Source organism: Nocardia sp. NPDC051750 (assembly GCF_044453135.1).
GTDB lineage: Bacteria > Actinomycetota > Actinomycetes > Mycobacteriales > Mycobacteriaceae > Nocardia.
This window is the reverse complement of record NZ_JBITCK010000003.1, coordinates 13,265-36,201: the sequence shown is the minus strand read 5'-3', so window position 1 is coordinate 36,201 and position 22,937 is coordinate 13,265. Positions and strand designations below refer to the sequence as shown.

The following is a 22,937-nucleotide window of genomic DNA, read 5'->3' as shown; positions in this document are numbered from 1 at the left end:
GCGGAACCCCATCGGACGTTGTCATGCAGTAGAAATACATGTATGTGCGACAGCGGCGCCGGACCGCGCGCCGCCAGTTTTCCCATCGCGTCACGCGACCCGCTCCGTCCGACCGGGGTCGCTGGTGCGCAGGTAGAATTCGTGCCGACGAAGGGGCAACAGTGAAGGATCTGGTCGACACCACGGAGATGTATCTCCGTACCATCTACGACCTCGAGGAGGAGGGCGTAGTACCCCTGCGCGCCCGCATCGCCGAGCGTCTCGAGCAGAGCGGACCGACGGTGAGCCAGACCGTGGCACGGATGGAGCGCGACGGACTGCTCCTGGTCGCGGGTGACCGGCACCTGGAACTGACCGACAAGGGCCGCAGTATGGCGGTCGCCGTGATGCGCAAGCATCGGCTGGCCGAGCGTCTGCTGGTGGATATCATCGGCCTGGACTGGCAGAACGTTCATGCCGAGGCCTGTCGCTGGGAACATGTGATGAGCGAGGACGTCGAGCGACGTCTGGTCGAGGTGCTCAACCATCCCACCACCTCGCCGTACGGCAACCCCATCCCCGGCCTGGACGAACTCGGTATCGGCGCGACCGCACTGCTGGAAGAACCGCTCAAGCGGCTCTCGGAGCTGCCGCAGGGCAAAACACATGCCGTGGTGGTACGCCGGCTGGCCGAGCATATCCAGACGGATCCGGAGGTCATCGGCCGGTTGCGCGAAGCGGGCGTGGTTCCCGATGCCCGCGTGACGGTCGAGAGCAAACCGGGAGCCGTGGTGATCACTGTTCCGGGGCACGGGAATTTCGAACTTCCCGACGAATTGGCCCACGCCGTCCAGGTAAAGCTGGTCTGACCCGTGAAACTTCTGGTCACCGGCGGTGCCGGTTATGTAGGTGGGGTCTGCGCGCTCGTGCTGCGGGAGCAGGGGCATGAGGTCGTGGTCGTGGACGATCTGTCGACGGGCAATGCGGACGGAGTGCCCACGGGTGTCGAGTTCGTCGAGGGAGATGTGGCCGAGGCCGCACCGGACCTGCTGCGCACCCGCCGGTTCGACGGCGTGCTGCACTTCGCGGCGCAATCGCTGGTCGGTGAATCGGTGCAGCGGCCGGAAAAGTACTGGCACGGGAATGTGGTGAAAACGCTCACCCTGCTCGAGGCCATGCGGGAGACCGGTACTCCCCGGCTCGTCTTCTCCTCGACCGCGGCGGTGTACGGCGAACCGGAGCAGGTCCCGATCACCGAGGATGCCCCCGCCCGGCCCACCAATCCGTATGGTGCGTCCAAACTGGCCATCGACCACGCGATCACGTCGTACGCGGTCGCGCACGGCGTGGCCGCGACCAGTTTGCGCTATTTCAACGTGGCCGGCGCCTACGGCGGACTGGGTGAGAACCGGGTAGTGGAAACCCATTTGATTCCACTGGTGTTGCAGGTGGCCGCGGGCCACCGCGAGTCCATCGCGGTGTTCGGCACCGATTGGCCCACTCCGGACGGGACGGCGGTGCGGGACTACATCCACATTCTGGATCTGGCGCAGGCGCACCTGCTGGCCCTGGAATCCGCTACCGCGGGGACTCATCGCGTCTTCAATCTCGGTAGCGGCACCGGGTTCTCGGTGCGCGAGGTGATTTCGGCGTGCGAGCGGGTCACCGGCCGCCCGATCGAGGCGGTCGACGCACCCCGGCGGGCCGGCGATCCGGCTGTCCTGATCGCCTCCAGCCGACGGGCGGTCGACGAACTCGGCTGGAAACCGGAGCACAACGATCTCGGCGAGATCGTATCGACAGCGTGGGAGTACCTGCGGGGCCTCGGCTCGCGCGCGCACAGCGCTCGCTGAGGATCGCCGATCGCCCCCGCAGCAGCGGCCGGCGAGCAGTCCCGGAAGGCGCGAGTTCACCACTGCTCGGCGTCCAGATCGACACCGAAGCCGGCAGCGCAGTCCCGTCCGCACCGCGCCAGATCGCGGAGGCGTTCGGGACGCATCCCGGCCTCCAGCGCGGTGTGCAGCAGCGTGGCCATGGAGTGCTGCGGGTCGGCCTCGAGAGCAGCGTCCAAAGCGATCCCGGCGAACGGGCCGTCCCCCCGAACGTAGGCGAAATAGCCCAGCAGAGTGGCTGTTTCGGCGCGGTCCGCGCCGCGGAGGGCACAGGTCAGCCGGACCCACAGCTGTTCGGCCGTGGCGGCGTGCGGTGTCGCGGCGAGGGCGAACATACAGTCACGGAGTTCGCGGTCGCGGAGCGCGACGGCGATGTCCGCGAGTTCCCGGGCGGCGAGTTCCGCACCGGATTCGGCGCTCACGATCAACCAGAGCACGGTGACGAGTTCACCGCGCAGGAATCCGATCGGATCCGACCGCCCGGCCGCCGCCGCATACCGGTCTTTGGCCCGGTCCTTCGCCGCGCCCAGTTCGGCCGAAACCTCGGCGCACAGGGCGGTGTCCGCCGTGATCAGCGCCGTGAGTTCGGCCCGGCTGTGCCGGACGGGCCGGCCGTCGAGTACCCGGCTCAAAGTCACCCTGGAGGCGGCCGGGTCGGCGATGCGACCGCAACGATCCGGATCGGTCAGACTCCACCAAGGATTTCCTGCGGCGATGGTGTGCGCCGCCCACGCGCCCCGCACCGGCACAGCGGCCGGGGCGAGCAGGCGCTCGAGGTGCTCCAGCACCGGAATATATTGCGGTACCGATACTTCCGGATCTTCCAGGCCGTCGTCGACGAGTACCAGGAGCACGCCCGCCACCCCCGGACGCGCACAAACCCGGGCTGCCGCCGCGGCGACCATGGCATCGTCGGCCGGGTGCCCGGTCGCCGGCTGCCACAGATCGAACCGGACAACCAGATCTATCACCGCGCTGAGCGGCGTGCCGGGGACATCGCACAGGACCGCGAGCACGAGCGAACGTTCCGGGTGGAAGCCGAGCATGGCGGGAATCGCCGCGATCAGATCGCCCGGATCGTCGAGACGGGCCGGTCCGGGGCGGGCCGGCCACTCGTATTCGCCGGCGGGACCCTCGGCGCAGCGCAGCAGCGAATCGGCAACCGGCGGGGCGTCGCCCTGCGGGAGCGGCGCGACACCGGCCGGTGTGGGTACCGGGGCGGCCGGCCCCGGCGGCGGATCGCCGGCGAGTGCCCGCGCGGTCGGGCAGCGGCCACGCGGTCCGGCACCGGAGCGCGCCCGGCCGGACCGGAGCGCCGGCGAATGGCCGGACGTCGGAGATGTGACGGCGGAGGAAGGCGGGCCGGAGGGCGGGGTGACGGAGCGCACTGCGGGAGTCATGGACCGATCATGCGACGGCCCCTAGCCCAGCTCGCCGCCGTGACCTGGGCGGATACCCGGAATCGAACAAGTCTGTGGATAACTTCGGCCTGTGCACAGATCCACGCCCCAGGACACCGGACGCCGGTCCTTCCCGAGCCACCGAGGCGAAAATCGGCACATTCGCGCGCCCGCTGTGCCAAACTCCCCCTGCGCTCGCCGGGCGCGGACCCCCGAACAGCATCGAAGCCGCTCGGGACCGGGAATTCACCGGCGGCAGCCGCTGTTGTCACCACAAAGAGCCGATGTGCGGCCGCGTATGGCCGTTCATCGTCATGGGGGACAATGGAGTGTGATTCGCGGCTCGCGGCGCGGCAGCGGATACCAGCAGCATGGTGCACGACCGGCCCGCCGGCGGATCGCGCAGGAAGGAGTACGCGATGGACTACGAGTCGCGAATGTACGAACTGGAGTTCCCCGCTCCGCAGCTGTCCTCCGACGACGGCTCGGGGCCGGTTCTGGTGCACGGCCTCGAGGGTTACTCGGATGCCGGCCATGCCGTCCGGCTGGCCACGACCCATCTGCGGGAGAGCCTCGAGAGCGAACTCGTCGCCTCGTTCGATGTCGACGAACTGCTGGACTACCGGTCGCGGCGACCGCTGATGACCTTCAAATCGGACCATTTCGCCGACTACGCCGAACCCGAGCTGAACCTCTGGGCGGTACGCGACACCGCGGGCACACCGTTCCTGCTGCTGGCCGGTATGGAACCGGATCTGCGCTGGGAGAAGTTCACCACGGCGGTCCGGCTGCTGGCCGAGCAGCTCGGGGTGCGCCGAAGTATCGGGCTCAGCGCCATCCCGATGGCCATTCCGCACACCCGGCCGCTGGGGGTGACGGCGCATTCCTCGAATCGCGATCTCATCCCGGACAACCAGCGCTGGCCGGGCGAGCTGCAGGTGCCGGCGAGCGCCTCCACCCTCCTCGAGTATCGGATGGCTCAGCACGGGCACGAATCGCTGGGCTTCTCGGTCCACGTTCCGCACTACCTGGCCCAGACGTCCTACCCGGAGGCGGCGCAGACCCTGCTCGAACATCTCGGCGAGAACTCCGGGCTGCAATTTCCGCTCGCCGCGCTCGGTGAGGCTGCGGCGCGGGTCCGCGAGCAGGTCAACGAGCATATCGCCGGTAATCCCGAGGTCGAGACGGTCGTCTCCGCGCTGGAGCGGCAGTACGACACCTTCGTCACCGCCCAGGAACGCCAGTCCAGCTTGCTGGTCGGCGAGGGCGAACTGCCCAGCGGTGACGAGCTGGGTGCCGAGTTCGAACGTTTCCTCGCCGAACAGGGCGGCTACACCGACGACGGCGAACAGAACTGACGACGATGATCACCGGCACACGCCCACCGTGCCGGTGATCTCGGCGGAGCAGCCCGTAGGGTGTCCCGGGTGGATCTGACCGAACTGCTCGAGATACCGGGGACCGACGCCGACGCATTGTACGAGTCGTTCGCGATATGGGCAGCCGAGCAGGGCACGCCCCTGTATCCCGCGCAGGACGAGGCGCTGATGGAATTGGCGGCCGGGTCCCACGTCATTCTCGCCACCCCGACCGGATCGGGAAAATCCCTGGTTGCGGTGGGCGCGCATCTCTTCGCACTGACCAGCGGCAGGCGCACTTACTACACCGCCCCGATCAAGGCGCTGGTGAGCGAGAAGTTCTTCGCGCTCTGCGATGTTTTCGGAGCCGACCGGGTCGGCATGGTGACCGGCGATGCGGCGGTCAACCCGACCGCCCCGATCATTTGCGCTACCGCCGAGATCCTGGCGAATCTGGCGTTACGCGAGGGACCGGACGCCGATATCGGCCAGGTGGTGATGGACGAATTCCATTTCTACGCCGACCCCGAGCGCGGCTGGGCCTGGCAGGTTCCCCTACTGGAACTGCCCCGCGTGCAGTTCCTGCTCATGTCGGCGACCCTCGGTGAGGTGGATTTCTTCGCCGCCGATCTCGAACGGCGTACCGGTCGCGGTGCCGCGGTGGTGGCCGGCACCGAACGTCCGGTGCCACTGAGTTTCTCCTACGCGCGGACGCCGATCACCGAAACCCTCACGGAATTGGTGACCACTCATCAGGCGCCGGTCTATGTCGTCCATTTCACCCAGGCGGCCGCACTCGAGCGGGCGCAGGCGCTGACCAGCGCGAATTTCGCGAGCCGCGCCGAAAAAGACGCTATCGCCGAGGCCCTGGGTGAGTTCCGCTTCTCCTCGGGTTTCGGAAAGACACTGTCGCGACTGATCCGGCACGGTATCGGCGTGCACCACGCCGGGATGCTGCCCAAATACCGGCGGCTGGTGGAGCGGCTCGCCCAGGACGGACTGCTGAAGGTGGTGTGCGGCACCGACACTCTCGGCGTGGGGATCAACGTACCCATTCGCACTGTGCTGCTGACCGGGCTCACCAAGTTCGACGGTGTCCGCACCCGGCGCCTCAAGGCCCGGGAGTTCCATCAGATCGCGGGGCGCGCCGGACGTGCGGGTTTCGACACCATGGGCACGGTGGTGGTGCAGGCACCCGAGCACGAGGTCGAGAACACCCGGCTCCTCGCGAAGGCCGGTAACGATCCGAAGAAGATGCGGAAGGTTCAGCGGCGCAAGCCGCCCGAAGGTTTCGTCTCGTGGAGCGAGGAAACCTTCGAACGGCTGGTGGCGGCCGCCCCCGAACCGATGGTGTCGCGGTTCGCGGTGACCAACGCCATGCTGCTGAACGTGATCGCGCGCCCCGGTAATTGTTTCCAGGCGATGCGCCATCTGCTGGAGGACAATCACGAGCCGCGCCCGGCGCAGCGTCGCCATATCCTGCGGGCCGTCCGGTTGTACCGGGCGCTGCGCGACGCCGGGGTGGTACAGCAGCTGAGCGAACCGGACGAGAAGGGCCGGTACGCCCGTCTCACTGTCGATCTGCAGCGTGATTTCGCGTTGGACCAGCCGTTGTCACCGTTCGCCCTGGCCGCTTTCGAGTTGCTCGATACCGCCACACCGACCTATGCACTCGATATGGTGTCGCTGGTCGAAGCGACGCTGGAGGATCCACGGCAACTGCTGATGGCCCAGCAGCACAAGGCGCGGGGTGAGGCGGTCGCCGAGATGAAGGCCGAGGGGATCGACTACGACGAGCGGATGGAACTGCTCGAGGAGATCACCTGGCCGAAACCGCTCGCGGAACTGATCGACGGCGCCTACGAGACCTACCGGGCCGGGCACCCGTGGCTGTCGGAATTCGCGCCCTCGCCGAAGTCGGTGGTCCGGGATATGGTCGAGCGGGCGATGACCTTCACCGAGTTGATCTCGTATTACGAGCTGGCCCGCTCGGAAGGGGTGGTGCTGCGCTATCTCGCCGACGCCTACCGCGCGCTCCGACGCACCGTGCCGGAAGCGGCCCGGACCGAGGAACTGGACGATCTCACCGAATGGCTGGGTGAGCTCGTTCGGCAGGTGGATTCCAGTCTGCTCGACGAATGGGAGCAGCTGACGAGTGCGGGCGCGGAAACCGACGCCGAGCAGATCGCGTTCGGCGCCGAAACCATCCGTCCCATCACGGCGAACGAGCGCGCGTTCAAGGTCATGGTGCGCAATGCGATGTTCCGCCGGGTCGAGCTCGCCGCCCGGCAGCGTTGGACGGAACTGGCCGAACTGTCTCCCGGCCCGGATTGGGCGGGCGGTCTCGCGCCGTATTTCGCCGAATACGACAGCATCGGCACCGGGCCCGACGCCCGCGGCCCGCAGCTGTTCCGGGTCGAGGTACGGCCCGGTTTCTGGCAGGTACGCCAGACCCTCGACGATCCGTCCGGTGATCACGGATGGGCGATAATCGCGACCGTGGATCTGGCCGAATCCGATGCCGCGGGCGACGTGGTGTTCGACGAGGTCACGGTGGTGTCCGGTTGACCGCCGGCACCGCGTGCGAGTGAGTGAGGTCTGAGGGGTCGTGACGGCGGAGTTCACCGGCCGGCATGTGCTGGCCGAGTTCGGCGGGGTCGACAGCGCGTTGTGCGACGATATCGACCGGCTGCAGGCCGCGCTGCGCGATGCGCTGGCCGCCGCGGGCGTCACCCTCTGCGAGATGGTGGCCAAACAGTTCGAACCGCACGGTGTCACGGTGCTGGCGCTGCTCGCCGAATCCCATGCCTCGTTGCATACGTATCCGGAGACCGGGGATATTTTCGTCGATGTGTTCACCTGCGGCAGTGCCGCCGACCGGGCGGGTGCCGTCGCCGAACTGCTGCGGACCGCGCTGGCACCCCGGTATGTCCGGATCTCCACGGTACACCGCGGACGGGTGTCCGAGGCGTAGCCGGATCACTCGACCGCGTTCAGCTCGACGCGGCGGCGAAGAGCATATAGGCCATGCCCAGATCCATGATCACATGCGGTAACACCGCGAACGGCAGCCCGCGTCCGGGTACCGCCGGATGATCGGCCCACCACAGCCGCCGGCCGCGTAGCGCGGTCCCCGTCACCGCGACCGCATCCGCCAGGAACAGCAGCGCGAGAACAGTGGCCGGTACGGCACCCGGCCCCTCGCTGTGGCCCGCGGAATGCCCGGACATGGTCGCCAGCATCACCGCGGCCGCGACGAGGTGATACCCGAGTGCGCCGATATGCGGGCGCGCGCCCGGTGCGCGATTGCCCCGGGCGATCCGGTCGGCCAGCAGCAGCGTGAAGACCAGGGTCATCGCGAGGAGCACACCGTGCAGCGCATGGCCGTGTGCCTGCGCGGGGAACAACACCATGACCGACATCACCGCGCACATCAGCAGATGCGCTGCCGCCGATTCGTCGTCACCGTGGGGTTCGGCGCAGCCGGCGGAGCCCCGCGGCGCGCCCGCAAGCGCCGGCCGGCGCGCAATCCCGGTCAGCACCACCCCGGCCGCGACGGCGAAGGCCAGGGCGAAAAGCACCCGCACAGCCACCTGATTCAGATCGAATTCGACCATGCCACACTGCCTTTCACGGAAAGACGCACCTCCGGACATGGTCCCACGAGGTCCGCGGCCGGGCACGGCTTCGCGCGGAATATGCGCGCACGGCCGGGCGGAACAGCATGGTGTGGACCACACCTCCAGGCACGCGCCACGACTGTGCCCGGCACAGCCCGACGACCGGAGGGCCGCCCCGCCACGACCGCCGTCGGGCCCGGCCCGAGGTTTCGTTACCCTGGTTGACGCCATGACCAGGACCGCAGTCACGCACCGGGAGCTTCGTACCCGGTTGGCTTCACTCACCCTCCGGGACGAACACCGGCTGCGCAGACAGCTCGACCGGGGACGCGGGGGCGATCTCACCCGGATCGAATCCGAGATCACCGCTGCCGAACAACGGGTCGCGGCCCGGCGCGCGGCGCTGCCCGCGATCACCTATCCGGAACAGCTCCCGGTGACGGCGCGGCGCGCGGATATCGCCGCCGCCATCGCCGCCCATCAGGTGGTGGTCGTGGCCGGCGAGACCGGGTCCGGGAAAACCACGCAGATCCCGAAGATCTGCCTGGAGCTGGGCCGCGGGATCCGCGGGGCGATCGGCCACACCCAGCCGCGCCGGCTGGCGGCCCGGACGGTCGCGGATCGGATCGCCACCGAACTCGGCACCGAACTGGGCGACGCGGTCGGCTATACAGTGCGTTTCACCGATCAGGCGGCCGAACACACCCTGGTCAAATTGATGACCGACGGAATCCTGCTCGCCGAGATCCAGCGCGACCGGCTGCTGCGCGCCTACGACACCATCATCATCGACGAGGCGCACGAGCGCAGTCTCAATATCGACTTCCTGCTCGGATACCTGAAGCAGCTGCTGCCCCGCCGGCCCGACCTCAAGATCATCATCACCTCGGCCACCATCGATCCCGACCTGTTCGCCCGGCACTTCGCCGACGCCGCGGGCACCCCGGCACCGATCGTCGAGGTGTCCGGACGGTCGTATCCGGTCGAGATCCGCTATCGCCCGCTCACCATCCCGGTGCCCGCGGAACCGGACGACGAGGACCGCGCGGTGGACCGGGACCCGGTGGATGCCATCTGCGACGCCGTCGTCGAACTGTTCGCCGAAGGCGACGGCGATGTGCTGGTGTTCCTCTCCGGCGAACGGGAGATCCGCGATACCGCCGACGCACTCGGCGACCTGAAGCTCGCGCGCACGGAGATCCTCCCCCTCTACGCGCGGCTGTCGGCGGCCGAACAGCATCGTGTCTTCGCCCCGCATACCGGGCGCCGGGTGGTGCTGGCCACCAATGTCGCCGAAACCTCGCTGACGGTCCCCGGGATCCGCTACGTCATCGATCCCGGCACCGCGCGGATCTCCCGGTATTCGATGCGGACGAAGGTTCAGCGGCTGCCGATCGAGTCGATCTCGCAGGCCTCGGCCCGGCAGCGGTCCGGCCGGTGCGGCCGGGTAGCGGACGGGATCTGTATCCGCCTGTATTCCGAGGACGATTACGAGTCCCGGCCGGTTTTCACCGATCCGGAGATTCTGCGCACCAATCTCGCCGCGGTCATCCTGCAGATGACCGCGCTCGGTCTCGGCGATATCGAGCGGTTCCCCTTCGTCGAGCCCCCGGACAGCCGGGCGGTCCGCGACGGGGTCGCGCTGCTGGAAGAGCTGGGCGCCCTCGTCCGGCGCGCGCCGGGTCCGGGTACCGCCCACTCGGTCGAGTCGCGTACGACTTCCCCTGGAGACGCGCGGGAACCTGCGGCCGCCTCGGCCGGCGCGGGGGTCGTGTCCACGGCCGAGTTCGACCCCGGGGAAGCTCCCGGCCCCGCCGAGAACGCTGCCCGGATGTCGAGTTCCGAGCCGTCGGATGGATCGGGACCGGATGCCCGGGGCCCGGGCAGATCGGAATCCGGGCATACGCTCACGCCGGCCGGGCGGGAAATGGCACGGCTGCCGGTGGATCCGCGCATGGGCCGCATGCTCGTCGAAGCCCATCGCACCGGCTGTCTGGCCGATGTCCTGGTCATCGTGGCAGCGCTGTCGATCCAGGATGTGCGTGAGCGACCGGCGGATCAGCAGCAGGCCGCCGATACCGCGCACGCTCGCTTCCGGGTTCCCCATTCCGATTTCCTCGCATACCTACGGCTCTGGGAGTACCTCAACGGTCAGCGGCGGGCCCTGTCCGCCAACCGGTTCCGGCGCATGTGCCGCGAGGAGTTCCTGCACTACCTGCGAATCCGGGAATGGCAGGACCTCTACGGCCAGCTACGCACCATCACCAAGGGAATGGGCTGGTCGCTGCACGACCGGTCGGCCGAATCGGCCCCGCAGGCCCCAGGCGATATTGCGGGCACTGCGCCGGTTCGCCGGCGACGCGGCCGCAATACCCGGAAACCCGAGCGGGAAGCCGGGAACGCGCGGGATACGCGGACACCGCAGCGGAACAACGACGGTAGGCAAGTGCCGGCCACCGAGACCGCCGAGGTCCGGGCGGCCGGTCCGCGCGCGCTCGAGGATATGACGCCGGATACCGATCCCTGGGATTCGACGGCGATCCACCAGGCACTGCTCGCGGGCATGCTGTCGCATATCGGTGTCCGCGAGGCCGAATCCCGGGAGTTCCTGGGTGCCCGCAACGCCAAGTTCATGATCTTCCCGGGTTCGGCGCTGGCCAAGAAGCCACCGCGCTGGGTGATGGCGGCGGAACTGGTGGAAACCTCCCGGTTGTGGGGCCGGATGGCGGCCCGGGTCGAACCTGAATGGGCCGAGCGGCTCGCCGGGGATCTGGTGAAACGCAACTACTCCGAACCTCATTGGTCGGCCAAGCGCGGCACCGCGCGCGCCTACGAACGGGTGACGCTCTACGGCATTCCCCTGGTCACCGGCCGGCTCGTCGACTACGGCCGGATCGACCCGGAAACCACCCGGGAGCTGTTCCTGCGCCATGCCCTGGTGCAGGGCGAATGGCAGACGCGGCACGAGTTCTTCCACCGCAATCGCGCGCTGCTCGAGGATATCGCCGACCTCGAGCACCGGGCCCGGCGCCGCGATATCCTGGTCGACGACGAGGTGCTGTTCGATTTCTACGATCGGCGCATTCCGGCCGATATCGTCTCGGTCCGGCATTTCGACACCTGGTGGAAGACCGCCGCGCGCGAAGACCCCCACCAGCTCGATTTCACCACCGACGCGGTGGTCAACGAGGGCACCGACCGGCTGGACCCGGCGGCATTCCCGGACACCTGGCGCCAGGGCGAGCTGTCCTTCCCGCTCAGCTACCAGTTCGAGCCCGGACAGGCCGACGACGGTGTGACGGTGCGGATTCCGGTGGCGCAATTGGCTCACGTCCGGGCGGTCGGCTTCGATTGGCTGGTCCCCGGGATGCGGGCGGAACTGGCGGCGGCCCTCATCAAGACCTTGCCCAAACAACTCCGCCGCACGGTCGTACCCGCCCCGGACTTCGCGGCCGCCGCCCTGTCCGCGCTCACCGCCCGGGCCGAACCGATACGCACCGGTCTGGCCCGGGAACTCACCCGGCTCGCAGGTCTGCCGATAGCACCGGGCGATCTGGATCCGGCCGCACTCCCCGATCACCTCCGGATGACCTTCGCCGTGGTCGACACCGATGGCCGGGTCCTGGACACCGGTAAGAGCCTGGCGCAGTTGCGGAGCCGATTGTCCGATCAGGTGTCGGCGTCGGTGGCCGCGGCCACGGCGAGTGCCGAACGGGCGCCCGCCGCCGTGTGGACCTCGGAATCCCTCGGCACACTCGCCCCGACGGTGCGCCGGGACGTCGGCGGTCAGACGATCACGGGGTACCCCGCCCTTGTCCCGGAAGCCGAGGGGGTCGCGGTACGGGTCCTCAAAACGCCGGGCGAGCAGGCCCGGGCCATGCGTGCCGGAACCCGGGCGCTGGTGCTGGGCGCGATCCCGACGTCGGTCCGCGCCGTCACCGCCGGTCTGTCGCCCGCGGACCGGCTGGTGCTGAGCCAGAACCCCTACGGTTCGGTGGACGCCCTCGTGGAGGACTGCCGGGCCGCGGCGGCCGATCAACTGATCAACGCCGCGGGCGGACCGGTCCGCGACCCGGACCGGTTCGACCGTCTCCTCACGGCCCTCCGCCCGAAGTTCACCGAGGTGGTCACCCGGATCGTCCGTCTGGTGATTCCGGCGCTGGCGGCGGCGCATGAGGTGTCCAGCGCGCTGCCCGGAGTCCGGGAAACCGATATCGCCGAGGATGTCCGGGATCAGCTGGGCGAGTTGGTTTTCGACGGGTTCGTCTCGGAGTGGGGGCCCGTGCGGCTCCGGGAGTTACCGCGATATCTGCGGGCGGCCGCCGCCCGGCTCGCGGCGCTTCCCGGATCGGCCGTCCGTGATCGCGCGGCGATGGCAGAGGTAGGTACGGCGGCGACGGCCTATGCCCGGCTGCTCGCCGGTCTGCCGGAATCGCGGAGGCGGTCGCCCGAGGTCACCGAGATCTGGTGGATGATCCAGGAACTGCGAGTGAGCCTGTTCGCCCAGAAACTGGGCACCCCCTACCCGGTGTCGGTGAAACGTATCGAGAAGGCGATCGCGGCCGTTCGCCGCTGAATCCCGCCGTACCTGCCCGGGAAGGGCCGGGAGGGATGCGGTCTCGTGACGTCCGCCGAACAGAGTGGTCGGTGTGGGCAGGTACTCGGGTTGTTCAGTCGCCCGCGCCGACGGCCGCGCGGGCCTCCCGGATTTCCCGGATCTCGCGTTCGAAATCCTCGGCCGAGGTGAACGATCGATAGACCGAGGCGAAACGCAGGTACGCCACCTCGTCCAGTTCGCGTAGCGGCCCGAGTATCGCCAGGCCGACCTCATGGCTCGGCACCTCGGGTGCCCCCTTGGCGCGGACCGCGTCCTCCACCTGCTGGGCGAGCAGGTTCAGCGCGTCGTCGTCGACCTCGCGTCCCTGGCAGGCGCGGCGCACCCCGCGGATGACCTTCTCCCGGCTGAAGGGTTCGGTGACCCCGCTGCGTTTGACCACCGAGAGGATCGCCGTCTCCACGGTGGTGAAGCGGCGGCCGCATTCCGGGCACGCGCGTCTGCGGCGAATGGCCGCGCCCTCGTCGGCCAGTCGCGAGTCGACGACCCGGGAGTCGGGGTGTCGGCAGTACGGGCAGTGCATCCGAGGTCCTTCGTCGCAAACGCTCGCGGCCGAACCGGCGCCGGTCTCGGGTCCGGCGAGCGCGGGTACCGGGCGGTGACCCGGTACCGGGTGGACCGGTGACGAGCACCGGCACATCGGCATAACATGTCGAGGATACCGGCTCGGGGTCTACCCCGGTTGCGCTCACCCCGGGACCGCACGCACACGCGGTCGGCACGCTACCGGACCCCGGGTGCGCCGTCGGTTTCCGGCGGTACCGCCACGGCCGGGATTCCGGCCGGAACCGAGGTGGGCACCGGGTCCGGGGCCCGGAGATGCGCGAGGGCGAGAAAGCCGACGACCACGGCGGCGGTCACCACCGCGGTGGTGGCCGTCGCCGCGTATCCGGCACGGGCCACGTCCGCCAGATCGCCCGGAACGGGCGGCGGCACCGCGGGACCCCGGCGTGCCGGAGTGGTTCGCAGCGCGGCCGGCGGGCGGCCGCCGCGTATCCCGGCCCGGCGCGTGAGAGGCGCGCACGGGCGGGAGGCACGCTCGGGGCGCATATCCCACACCGGTGACACGTCACCACCTGGACAGCCTGTTCCGGTCTCCCCCGGCGGGATCGGAACGGGTGCCGTCCGGGTGGTGGCGTCTTCCCACGCACCGGTGCCGGTCACGCTGATCGCAGTGTTCATCGGATGGACCTCCGTGCTGGTCGCTCGCGGAAACCATGGGCGGTATTCGATCAAATGTTCGACGAACTGATGTTCGATTTCTACCACGCGAGGGGGATAATGTCAGTAGCAACACCGGACATACCTCGAACAGATGTTTGATAGATCGGAGCGCTCGGACTAGATTCACTCCCACGTTATGAACTTCGGGCACGTCCGGAGCGGGCCCGTCCGGCGGGCACTCCACCGGCGGCGCGGACCGACGAGAAAGGGCGGTTGTGGTGAGCCGATCAGACGAGACGGGTGACGGGACCGATCCCGGCACCGGCCCCGAACCGGCGGCGACCGGGGCGGATCTCACCGTGCGTCAGCGCAAGGTGCTCGACGTCATCCGTTCCTCGGTGAGCATGCGCGGCTACCCGCCGAGCATCCGCGAGATCGGCGACGCGGTCGGACTGAATTCGACCTCGTCGGTCGCCCACCAGCTGCGCACGCTGGAACGCAAAGGCTATCTGCGGCGCGACCCCAACCGTCCCCGCGCCGTCGATGTCCGCGGGATGGACGAAGCGGTGCGCTCGGTGACCACGTTGACGCCCGCCGAGACCACGCGCCCCGGCACCGAGGACGGCGCTACCGACCAGCCGATCCCCACCTACGTCCCGGTGCTGGGGCGGATCGCCGCGGGCGGGCCGATCCTGGCCGAACAGGCTGTGGAGGACGTGTTCCCGCTGCCCCGCGAACTGGTCGGCGACGGATCACTGTTCTTGCTCAAGGTCGTCGGTGAATCCATGGTGGACGCCGCCATCTGCGACGGCGACTGGGTGGTGGTCCGGCAGCAGAACGTGGCCGACAACGGCGATATCGTCGCGGCCATGCTCGACGGCGAAGCCACTGTCAAGACGTTCAAACGCAGCGGTAAGGATGTCTGGCTGATGCCGCACAATCCGTTGTTCGAGCCCATTCCGGGCAACGACGCGCGGATTCTGGGCAAAGTGGTGACGGTGATCCGCAAGATCTGAGCAGCCGCTCGGACGGCGCTGCGCGGTCCTCCCGGCGGCCGAAGTCCGGATGGCGCGGCGAGCGGGCGGTGCCGGCGGCGACGAACGGAGTGAGCAGAGATGGCCGGAATCGGTGTCCCGGCGGCGCGCCCACGTAGCGCCGCCGATACCGTCGGCACTCTCGACCTGGTGTGGTACGCCGCGTACGGGTCGAACGCGAATCCGGATCGCCTGCACTGCTATCTGACCGGCGTCCCCCCGACCGGCGCGACCGCCGGGGCCCCCGGTGCCGAGCGCGACGGCCGGCCCGGGCGCGGCTGCCGGGATCGGACGCTTCCCGCGCGGTCGGCCGGGATCGTCCTGCCCGGGTTGCTCTATTTCGCCACCGAATCGGCGATCTGGACCGGCGGACGGGCCTTCTACGATCCCGGCACCCCCGCCGAAACCCCCGCGCACGCCTATCTGCTCACCCGCGCCCAGTTCAGTGATATCGCGGCCCAGGAGATGTACCGCCCGGCCGGAACCGACCTGGACCTGACCGAGGCACTGCGTACCGGTCGCACGAGCTTCGGCCCGGGCCGATACGAAACCCTTGTCTGCCCCGGGTCGTACGAGGGCGTGCCGGTCGTCACCTTCACCGCCGCCTGGCGCTGGCGTGAGCTGCGCGGTAATCCACCGGCTCCGGAGTACCTGCGCCAGATCGGCACCGGCCTGCGCACAGCCCACCGCTGGTCGCGTGACGACACCGCCGCCTACCTCGCCAGCCGCCCGGGCGCATCCGGGCGCTGGACCCCGCGCGAGGTCGCCGAACTGCTCCGCTGACCGGAACCCCCGCGCACCGGGGACTGTTCCCCGCAGGAGCAGGGCACCGAATGCGCGCCACTCGGTGCGCCGCACCGGAATTCAGGAACAGCCGCACATCCATCGGCCGCGCCACCTCGCCACCGCGGCGCGATGTCGGGTGATCGCCGCGGCCCCTCCGGAAGCCCGGCACACCGCGGCAGGGCTCCGGGGTCATTCCACCCGAGAAGTGCCGGCGCCGACCGGCTTTGCGGTGGACTCGAGGGCCACCGAGATCGCCGCGGCGCCGGCGCGGGCAACCTCGATATAGCGCGCCCGGTCAGCCGGTCCGACCTCCGCGCGCAAGGGGCCGAGCTGCACCTCGTAGGGGGCGTCGCTGCCACGGAACACGGGCGCGGAGACGTAGCTGACCGGAAGGGCCTGCGGGTCTTCGATATCGGCTTCGGTGTAGGCACGCGCGGTGAGGCGTCCGAGTTGGCGCAGCAGCTTCGCCCGCAGCGCCGGCTGGAGCAGTTCGGCCCCCAGGGCGCCGAGGAGTTCGGTGAGGACGTCGACCAGCCCGGCATCGTCCGCCTCGGGGCGGAACATGGCGAACCCGTGCGCCGTGACGAAGTCCAGGAGGTCACGGGCTCCGGGCCGCGCGGCCGGCGAGCTCAGCCAGCGTTCCCGTTCGGCGGCCGGGCGCCACGGCATCACCGCCGCACCCGCCGGATAGGCCAGCGGAATCGACTGTCCCACCGAGAGACCCGGCACGATTCGCTCGCCCGCATGCCGTTTCGCCACTATGGTCAGCCGATCGTCGGCGATCCGGCTCAGCGTCGCCCCACAACCCGCGGAGTCGACCAGCGCGGCCAGTTCCACGCCGACCACCGCACCGGCCTCCGCCGGTCCGGCCGCGGACAGCCGGGCCAGGGCCGGTCCGAGCCGGTAGGCGAGGCTCGCATCGCGAACCACCCAGTGGGCCGCGGACAGTTCGTTGAGCACGGCGGTCACGGTCGCACGGGCCAGGGACAGCCGGTCGACGATCTCGGAAACCGTGAGCGCACGTTCGGATTCCGCGAGCAGTTCCACCACGGAGACCACCCGGCGGGTGGGCGGTGATCCCGAAGGTGTCATATCCATCTGCTCCCTTGTCGCCCGGCCGGTCCGGCCCTACACTGCATCGACTATCCGATAGTAGTACGTCGAATACTCGACAGCATCGTTACTCGACCTCAGGAGCAGCCATGATTCTGGAGAAGTTCCGGCTCGACGACCGAGTCGCCGTGGTAACCGGCGCGGGACGCGGGCTCGGCGCCGCGATCGCCGTGGGCTTCGCCGAGGCCGGCGCGGACGTCGTGATCGCCGCGCGCACCGAATCCGACCTCACCGCGGTCGCGGATCAGGTACGGGAACTGGGCCGCCGAGCCCATATCGTGGTCGCCGATCTCGCCGATGCCGAGGCCTGTGCCGCGCTGGCGACCACCGCCGCGGACGAATTCGGCCGTCTCGATATCGTGGTGAACAATGTCGGCGGCGCCATGCCGAAGCCCCTGCTGGATACGACGCCGGACGCCATGACCCGGGCGTTCGAATTCAACGTCGCCAATGCCCACGCCCTGGTGCGGGCCGCCGTACCGATCATGCTGGACACGGCCGACGGCGGTTCGATCATCAATATCACCTCGGCGATGGGCCGGATGCCGGGCCGTGCGTTCGCCGCCTACGGCACCGCCAAGGCCGCACTCGCGCACTACACCCGGCTGTCCGCCATGGACCTGTGCCCGCGTATCCGGGTCAACGCCATTGCTCCCGGGTCCATCGCGACGTCGTCCCTGGAGGTCGTCGCCGCTGACGACACCATGCGCGGGGCGCTGGAACGGGCGACACCGCTGCGCCGGCTCGGCGACCCGTCCGAAATCGCGGCCACCGCCCTGTTCCTGGCCTCACCGGCCGGCAGCTACCTGACCGGGAAGGTCATCGAGACCGACGGCGGTCTGGTGGCCCCCAATCTCGATATCCCGATCCCGGATCTGTGAGGAGAAACCCGTGACATTTCGCGTAGTGCATTGGGGCACCGGCAATGTCGGCCGGCATGCCCTGGCCGGAATCATCGCCGACCCGCGGCTCGAACTGGTGGGGGTCCGGGTTTCCGGTAGCGAGAAAGAGGGGCGCGACGCCGGGGAACTCGCCGGCCTCGATATCCGCACCGGGGTCGTGGCGACCACCGATTCGGATTCCCTGCTCGCCGCGAAACCGGACTGTGTGGTCTATACGGCCATGACCGACAACCGGCTCATCGAAGCACTCGCGGATCTGCGGAAGATCCTGACAGCGGGTGTCGACATCGTGGCCAGCGCCCCGGTGTTCCTGCAGTATCCGTGGCAGGTCCTACCGGATGATCTGCTGCGCCCGATCGAGGAGGCCGCGGCGGCGGGTGGCGCGTCGTTGTTCGTGAACGGTATCGATCCGGGTTTCGCCAACGATCTGCTGCCGCTGGCCCTGGCGGGCACCTGCCGGCGGGTCGACCAGGTCCGCTGCATGGAGATCGTCGACTACGCCACCTACGACAATGCCGCGGTGATGTTCGACATCATGGGTTTCGGCAAGCCGCTGGACGAGACCCCGATGCTGCTGCAACCGGGCGTGCTGTCCCTGGCCTGGGGCAGTGTGGTGCGGCAATTGGCGGCCGGGCTCGGGGTGGAACTGGATGCCGTGACCGAAACCCACGAGCGGATTCCCGCGCCGGAGGACTTCCAGATCGCGGCCGGGGCGATTACGGCGGGCACCACCGCGGGGATGCGGTTCGAGGTTCGCGGGATGGTCGGCGACGAAGTGGTCACGGTGCTCGAACATGTCACCCGGTTGCGGGCGGATCTGGCCCCCGAGTGGCCGCAACCGGCCCAGGAGGGCGGCTCGTATCGGGTCGAGATCACCGGCGAACCGCACTACAGCGTCGATATCCGCCTCTCGAGCGATCACGGCGACCACAACCACGCCGGACTGGTGGCCACCGCCATGCGCGTGGTAAACGCCATTCCCGCTGTGGTGGCGGCGGCACCGGGTATTCGCACCACGCTGGACCTCCCGTTGGTCACCGCTCCCGGACGGGAGGAACCCCTCCACGACGTTTCCTGAATTCGGTCCGCCTCGCCGAGGCAGGTGCCCCGGGTACAGGCAGCCGGATCACGATCCATCCCCTGGACAGGCCGCGCGAACGACCGACTGCGGCGTCCCCGGCGCTGCCCATCAGGCCTATTTAGATACATATGTGCCAGTGTGTCTGATCTGTATCATGCATACTCACCGCACCCGCATCGGAGATGAGTGGTTGAATGCCAACCGGAATGCCGCCTGTGACCTACCGGCGGCCCGGTGATTGCGGGGCCGTGCCCGCAGTCCATACCACGAGGCGGAAATGTTCGATATTGGCGAGTTCCTCGGCAACGCCAGTGATTTCATCTGGGGTCCCTGGCTGCTCATCCCCCTACTCCTGCTGACGGGGCTGTATCTGACCGTATTACTGCGCGGCATACAGTTCCGCCGGTTCGCCCTCGCGTTCCGGCTGGGCTTCGTCGATCGCAGCGATGCCGATGCCGATGCCGAAGGCGATATCTCCCACTATCAGGCGTTGTCGACCGCACTGGCAGCCACCGTGGGTGTCGGCAACATTGCCGGCGTCGCCACCGCTATTTCACTCGGCGGACCGGGCGCGGTGTTCTGGATGTGGATCACCGGGCTGGTCGGTATGGCCACCAAGTACAGCGAAGCGTTCCTGGGTGTCCGCTTCCGCCGCACCGATTCCGCCGGAAAACAGGCCGGCGGTCCGATGCACTACCTTCGGAAAGGCATCAAAGGCCCGCTCGGCATCGTCCTCGGCGGATTCTTCGCGGTCGCCGGCGTCGTGGCCTCGTTCGGTATCGGCAATATGACGCAGGCCAATACGGTCGCGGCGAATATCGAATCCGAGTGGGGTCTGCAGACCTGGATCACCGGGCTGATCATCACCGTCCTGGCCGCCGCGGTCATTCTCGGCGGGATCAAGGGAATCGGCCGGGTCGCCAGCATCTTCGTGCCGGTCATGATCGTGCTGTACATCCTGGGCGCACTCGCGGTGCTGATCTTCCGCATCGACGACCTGCCCGCGGCGATCGGCGAGATCCTCTCCGATGCCTTCACCGGTACCGCCGCGACCGGCGGTTTTGTCGGCGCCGGCGTGGCCGCGGCCATTCAGTACGGCGTGGCGCGGGGGATCTTTTCCAACGAGTCCGGGCTGGGCACCGGCGGTATCGCCGCGGCCGCGGCCTCGACCAGCCACCCGGTGCGGCAGGCGCTGGTGTCGATGACGCAAACGTTCATCGACACGCTCGTCGTGGTTTCCTTCACCGGCCTGGTGATCGTGGTGACCGGAGTCTGGGAGACCGACGCCTCACCGGCGACCTACACCGCCCAAGCCTTCGCCGACGCACTGCCCGGCACGTGGGGCAGCATCATCGTGACCATCAGCATCGTTTTCTTCGCCTTCTCGACCATCCTCGGCTGGTCCTACTACGGCGACCGCTGTATGGAGTTCCTGTTCGGCAATACCATGGTGCTGCCGTATCGGATCGTGTTCATCGCCGTGGTCTATCTCGGCGCCACCACGGAGCTGAAGACCGTGTGGACCTTCTCCGATGTGGCCAACGGTTTGATGGCACTGCCGAACCTGATCGGCCTGCTGATCCTGTCTCCGCTGGTATACCGCGAGACGCGGGCCTATTTCGGCGGCAAACAGACCGAGGACTTCCGGATCAGCGCCTGACCCGGTTCCAGTCCGCGGCGCCCGGAGTCATCACAGAAAGGCCCGGTCCGGGGTTTCCGTCGCGACGGGAACCCCGGACCGGGCCACAATACGAGCTCAGGAGAGCTTCAAACTGCGCCCGATGATTTCCTTCATGATCTCGGTGGTGCCGCCGTAGATGGTCTGCACGCGCGCATCCAGATAGGCCTGGGCGATCGGGTATTCCCGCATATAGCCGTAACCGCCGTGCAACTGCAGGCAGCGGTCGATCAGCTCGACCTGCTCCTCGGTGCTCCACCACTTGGCCATGGCGGCGTCCTCGACGGACAGCGTGCCGGCGTTCAGTTCGGTGATGCAGCGATCCACCAGCACCCGCACCGCGGTCGTCTTGGTGGCCAGCTCGGCCAGCACGAAGCGGGTGTTCTGCAACGCACCGATCGGCTTGCCGAACGCCTTACGGTCGCGCACGTACTGACAGGTGTACTCCAGGCAGGTTTCCATCGCCGCGGCCGCCATCACGGCGATCGACAGCCGCTCCTGCGGCAGGTTCTGCATCAGATGGACGAAGCCCATGCCCTCCTGCCCGAGCAGGTTGGCGGCGGGCACCCGGACATCGGTGAAACTGAGCTCGGCGGTGTCCTGGGCCTTGAGGCCCAGCTTGTCCAGATTGCGGCCGCGTTCGAAGCCCGGCATCCCGCGTTCGACCACCAGCAGGCTGAAGCCCATCGCCCCCTTCTCGGGGTCGGTCTGCGCGACCACGATGACGATATCGGAGTTGATGCCGTTGGTGATGAAGGTTTTCGCGCCGTTGAGCACCCAGTCGTCACCGTCGCGCACCGCACGAGTTTTGATGCCCTGCAGGTCCGAACCGGTTCCCGGTTCGGTCATGGCGATAGCGGTGATGAGTTCGCCGGAACAGAACTTCGGCAGCCAGCGCTTCTTCTGCTCCTCGTTCGCCAGCTCCAGCAGATAGGGCGCGATGACATCGTTGTGCAGCGAGAAACCCAGCCCGGAGTACTGACCCCGGACCGTCTCCTCGGTGAGGATCGAGTTGTACCGGAAATCCTTGACCCCGCCGCCGCCGTACTCCTCCGGCATCGCCATCCCGAGGAATCCCTGCTTACCGGCCTCGAGCCAGACAGCCCGGTCCACGACACCCTGCTCCGCCCACTGGTCGTGGAACGGCGCCACATGCGTCTCGAGAAACTTCCGGTACGACTCCCGGAACAGGTCGTGCTCGGGTTCGAACAGTGTGCGCTCCACACCAACCTCCTAGTGAACACTCCGGACGGGGCCGCGCCGGCCCGTCACTGTGATCCACCGTACCCGGAGTGCGAACCGCTGTTCACTTCACACCCGGAATTCGCAGGTGCTCCGGTTCTGCATCAGGTAATCGCACCGCGCAACCATTCACCGATGCGTAGCGTGGGCGCCGAATCAGACCGGAAGCAGTTCGCGCAGGCGTCCGTACAGGGTCCGGCCACGGTCGCGGTCGCGTTCCCCGAGCAGGAAGGTCAATTCCTCGCGCACCGCCTTCTGCACCATGAGCGACAGCTGTTCCGCCGCGTCGTCGAGGTCAGGAGCTTCGCGCCACGGCTCCGGATCGATCGGGGTACCGACCGAAAAATAGAACCGCTCGGGTCGCGGGATCAGCGTGGGGCCCAGACCACGCACCAGCGGCGGGGTCAGCTCGGCGTGTATACCGAGGGCCTCGACCACCCGGCGCAGCGGGCGCAGCAGCAGATCGTCCTTATCGGCGACGATGTCATAGGCGTCATCGACACCGATCATGGCCACAGGCAGGATCGGGGCGCCACATTCGATCGCCATCCGGGCGAAACCGGTGCGCCCCTCCCAGCGCAGTGCGTACTTCTCCCCTTTACGGCGGATCGCCTCGCGGCCGCCACCCGGGAAGACGATCACGGCCTCACCGTGCTCGAGCAGTGTCCGGCAGTTCTCCCGGGTACCACGCACCGAGCCGTAGTAGTGCAGCACGTGGCGCACGCCCGGAACCCGGATGAGCACATTCTCGGCCAGGCCGCGGATCAGGCGGCCCCGCCGGCGCAGGATCTCCGGCAGCAGCAGCGGCGCGTCCATCATGCCGAGCAGGTTGTGGTTGGCGACCAGCAGGACCGGTCCGGACTCGGGGATATTCGACAGACCGAAGAACCGCGGGTCGCTCCACGTCCGCATCGGGGCCAGTGCCGCCTCCAGCACCCGCAGATCGGTGTCGCTGAGGTCGACCGACAGCGGCGCGCCGTCGCTCAACCGCCGGGCCGGCTCGTCGTGGTCCCGGCCGGTACCGGAACCGCCGCCGGTATGTGACATAAATCCCTCCTGAAGTCGATCGCTAT

The 22,937-nt window shown here is 68.5% G+C and carries 18 protein-coding genes; 11 read left to right on the top strand and 7 right to left on the bottom strand.

Features of this window, described 5'->3' with window-relative positions:
- Positions 1–161 precede the first annotated feature (161 nt).
- Entirely contained in the window at positions 162–848 is a 687-nt protein-coding gene (locus tag ACIA75_RS13780; RefSeq protein WP_397103597.1) for a metal-dependent transcriptional regulator, read from the top strand.
- A gap of 3 nt (positions 849–851) precedes the next feature.
- Complete coding sequence (galE, locus tag ACIA75_RS13775; RefSeq protein WP_397103595.1) at positions 852–1,832, top strand: UDP-glucose 4-epimerase GalE; 981 nt, start codon at positions 852–854, stop codon at positions 1,830–1,832.
- A 56-nt stretch (positions 1,833–1,888) separates the two neighbouring features.
- Here the strand turns inward: galE and ACIA75_RS13770 are convergent, their stop codons facing one another.
- Positions 1,889–3,271: a DUF4192 domain-containing protein gene (locus tag ACIA75_RS13770; protein WP_397103593.1), complete on the bottom strand. Its 1,383-nt coding sequence runs from the start codon at positions 3,269–3,271 to the stop codon at positions 1,889–1,891.
- 419 nt (positions 3,272–3,690) lie between these two features.
- Here ACIA75_RS13770 and ACIA75_RS13765 point away from each other — a divergent pair, with 419 nt between their 5' ends.
- From ACIA75_RS13765 to speD, 3 genes are all read left to right on the top strand, one after another.
- The gene (locus ACIA75_RS13765) at positions 3,691–4,629 is read left to right on the top strand and encodes a PAC2 family protein (protein WP_397103591.1); all 939 of its coding nucleotides are present in this window, start codon (positions 3,691–3,693) and stop codon (positions 4,627–4,629) included.
- 69 nt (positions 4,630–4,698) lie between these two features.
- Positions 4,699–7,197, top strand: a complete 2,499-nt coding sequence (locus ACIA75_RS13760; protein ID WP_397103589.1) for a DEAD/DEAH box helicase — start codon at positions 4,699–4,701, stop codon at positions 7,195–7,197.
- 40 nt (positions 7,198–7,237) lie between these two features.
- A complete protein-coding gene (speD, locus tag ACIA75_RS13755; RefSeq protein WP_397103587.1) occupies positions 7,238–7,603 on the top strand; it encodes an adenosylmethionine decarboxylase in 366 nt (121 codons plus the stop codon).
- Positions 7,604–7,622: 19 nt separating this feature from the next.
- Here speD and ACIA75_RS13750 read toward each other — a convergent pair whose 3' ends face one another.
- Positions 7,623–8,246, bottom strand: coding sequence for a DUF5134 domain-containing protein (locus ACIA75_RS13750; protein WP_397103585.1), 624 nt, complete (start codon positions 8,244–8,246; stop codon positions 7,623–7,625).
- Positions 8,247–8,478: 232 nt separating this feature from the next.
- Between ACIA75_RS13750 and hrpA the strand changes: the two genes are divergently transcribed.
- Positions 8,479–12,825 carry an ATP-dependent RNA helicase HrpA gene (gene hrpA, locus ACIA75_RS13745; protein WP_397103584.1) on the top strand — a complete coding sequence of 1,449 codons (4,347 nt, stop codon included), beginning with the start codon at positions 8,479–8,481 and terminating at the stop codon, positions 12,823–12,825.
- A 94-nt stretch (positions 12,826–12,919) separates the two neighbouring features.
- Here the strand turns inward: hrpA and nrdR are convergent, their stop codons facing one another.
- Both nrdR and ACIA75_RS13735 read right to left on the bottom strand, forming a co-directional pair.
- Complete coding sequence (gene nrdR, locus ACIA75_RS13740; RefSeq protein WP_397103581.1) at positions 12,920–13,387, bottom strand: transcriptional regulator NrdR; 468 nt, start codon at positions 13,385–13,387, stop codon at positions 12,920–12,922.
- A gap of 200 nt (positions 13,388–13,587) precedes the next feature.
- The gene (locus ACIA75_RS13735) at positions 13,588–14,046 is read right to left on the bottom strand and encodes a hypothetical protein (protein ID WP_397103579.1); all 459 of its coding nucleotides are present in this window, start codon (positions 14,044–14,046) and stop codon (positions 13,588–13,590) included.
- Between the two features lie 341 nt (positions 14,047–14,387).
- On the opposite strand from ACIA75_RS13735, the gene lexA reads away from it, so the two are divergent.
- Together lexA and ACIA75_RS13725 are read left to right on the top strand one after the other, a co-directional pair.
- A complete protein-coding gene (gene lexA, locus ACIA75_RS13730) occupies positions 14,388–15,044 on the top strand; it encodes a transcriptional repressor LexA (RefSeq protein WP_397105285.1) in 657 nt (218 codons plus the stop codon).
- Between the two features lie 99 nt (positions 15,045–15,143).
- Entirely contained in the window at positions 15,144–15,845 is a 702-nt protein-coding gene (locus tag ACIA75_RS13725) for a histone deacetylase (protein WP_397103577.1), read from the top strand.
- Between the two features lie 192 nt (positions 15,846–16,037).
- Here the strand turns inward: ACIA75_RS13725 and ACIA75_RS13720 are convergent, their stop codons facing one another.
- On the bottom strand, positions 16,038–16,940 hold the full coding sequence (locus ACIA75_RS13720; RefSeq protein WP_397103575.1) for a helix-turn-helix domain-containing protein: 903 nt from the start codon (positions 16,938–16,940) through the stop codon (positions 16,038–16,040).
- Between the two features lie 110 nt (positions 16,941–17,050).
- Between ACIA75_RS13720 and ACIA75_RS13715 the strand changes: the two genes are divergently transcribed.
- The 3 genes from ACIA75_RS13715 (at position 17,051) to ACIA75_RS13705 (ending at position 20,604) form a co-directional block, all read left to right on the top strand.
- The gene (locus tag ACIA75_RS13715; RefSeq protein WP_397103573.1) at positions 17,051–17,842 is read left to right on the top strand and encodes an SDR family oxidoreductase; all 792 of its coding nucleotides are present in this window, start codon (positions 17,051–17,053) and stop codon (positions 17,840–17,842) included.
- A 10-nt stretch (positions 17,843–17,852) separates the two neighbouring features.
- On the top strand, positions 17,853–18,941 hold the full coding sequence (locus tag ACIA75_RS13710) for a diacylglycerol kinase (RefSeq protein ID WP_397103572.1): 1,089 nt from the start codon (positions 17,853–17,855) through the stop codon (positions 18,939–18,941).
- Positions 18,942–19,221: 280 nt separating this feature from the next.
- Complete coding sequence (locus ACIA75_RS13705) at positions 19,222–20,604, top strand: alanine/glycine:cation symporter family protein (protein ID WP_397103570.1); 1,383 nt, start codon at positions 19,222–19,224, stop codon at positions 20,602–20,604.
- A gap of 96 nt (positions 20,605–20,700) precedes the next feature.
- On the opposite strand, the gene ACIA75_RS13700 is transcribed toward ACIA75_RS13705, so the two are convergent.
- Positions 20,701–21,846, bottom strand: coding sequence for an acyl-CoA dehydrogenase family protein (locus ACIA75_RS13700; protein ID WP_397103568.1), 1,146 nt, complete (start codon positions 21,844–21,846; stop codon positions 20,701–20,703).
- 174 nt (positions 21,847–22,020) lie between these two features.
- Positions 22,021–22,911 carry a lysophospholipid acyltransferase family protein gene (locus tag ACIA75_RS13695; RefSeq protein ID WP_397103566.1) on the bottom strand — a complete coding sequence of 297 codons (891 nt, stop codon included), beginning with the start codon at positions 22,909–22,911 and terminating at the stop codon, positions 22,021–22,023.
- Between the last annotated feature and the right edge of the window lie 26 nt (positions 22,912–22,937).

Excerpts from the sequence above, each read along its gene's own strand:
- ACIA75_RS13770 (WP_397103593.1), bottom strand. The coding sequence starts at position 3,271 with ATGACTCCCGCAGTGCGCTCCGTCACCCCGCCCTCCGGCCCGCCTTCC.
- ACIA75_RS13765 (WP_397103591.1), top strand. The coding sequence starts at position 3,691 with ATGGACTACGAGTCGCGAATGTACGAACTGGAGTTCCCCGCTCCGCAG.
- ACIA75_RS13750 (WP_397103585.1), bottom strand. The coding sequence starts at position 8,246 with ATGGTCGAATTCGATCTGAATCAGGTGGCTGTGCGGGTGCTTTTCGCC.
- hrpA (WP_397103584.1), top strand. The coding sequence starts at position 8,479 with ATGACCAGGACCGCAGTCACGCACCGGGAGCTTCGTACCCGGTTGGCT.
- nrdR (WP_397103581.1), bottom strand. The coding sequence starts at position 13,387 with ATGCACTGCCCGTACTGCCGACACCCCGACTCCCGGGTCGTCGACTCG.
- ACIA75_RS13735 (WP_397103579.1), bottom strand. The coding sequence starts at position 14,046 with ATGAACACTGCGATCAGCGTGACCGGCACCGGTGCGTGGGAAGACGCC.
- ACIA75_RS13725 (WP_397103577.1), top strand. The coding sequence starts at position 15,144 with ATGGCCGGAATCGGTGTCCCGGCGGCGCGCCCACGTAGCGCCGCCGAT.
- ACIA75_RS13720 (WP_397103575.1), bottom strand. The coding sequence starts at position 16,940 with ATGACACCTTCGGGATCACCGCCCACCCGCCGGGTGGTCTCCGTGGTG.
- ACIA75_RS13715 (WP_397103573.1), top strand. The coding sequence starts at position 17,051 with ATGATTCTGGAGAAGTTCCGGCTCGACGACCGAGTCGCCGTGGTAACC.
- ACIA75_RS13705 (WP_397103570.1), top strand. The coding sequence starts at position 19,222 with ATGTTCGATATTGGCGAGTTCCTCGGCAACGCCAGTGATTTCATCTGG.
- ACIA75_RS13695 (WP_397103566.1), bottom strand. The coding sequence starts at position 22,911 with ATGTCACATACCGGCGGCGGTTCCGGTACCGGCCGGGACCACGACGAG.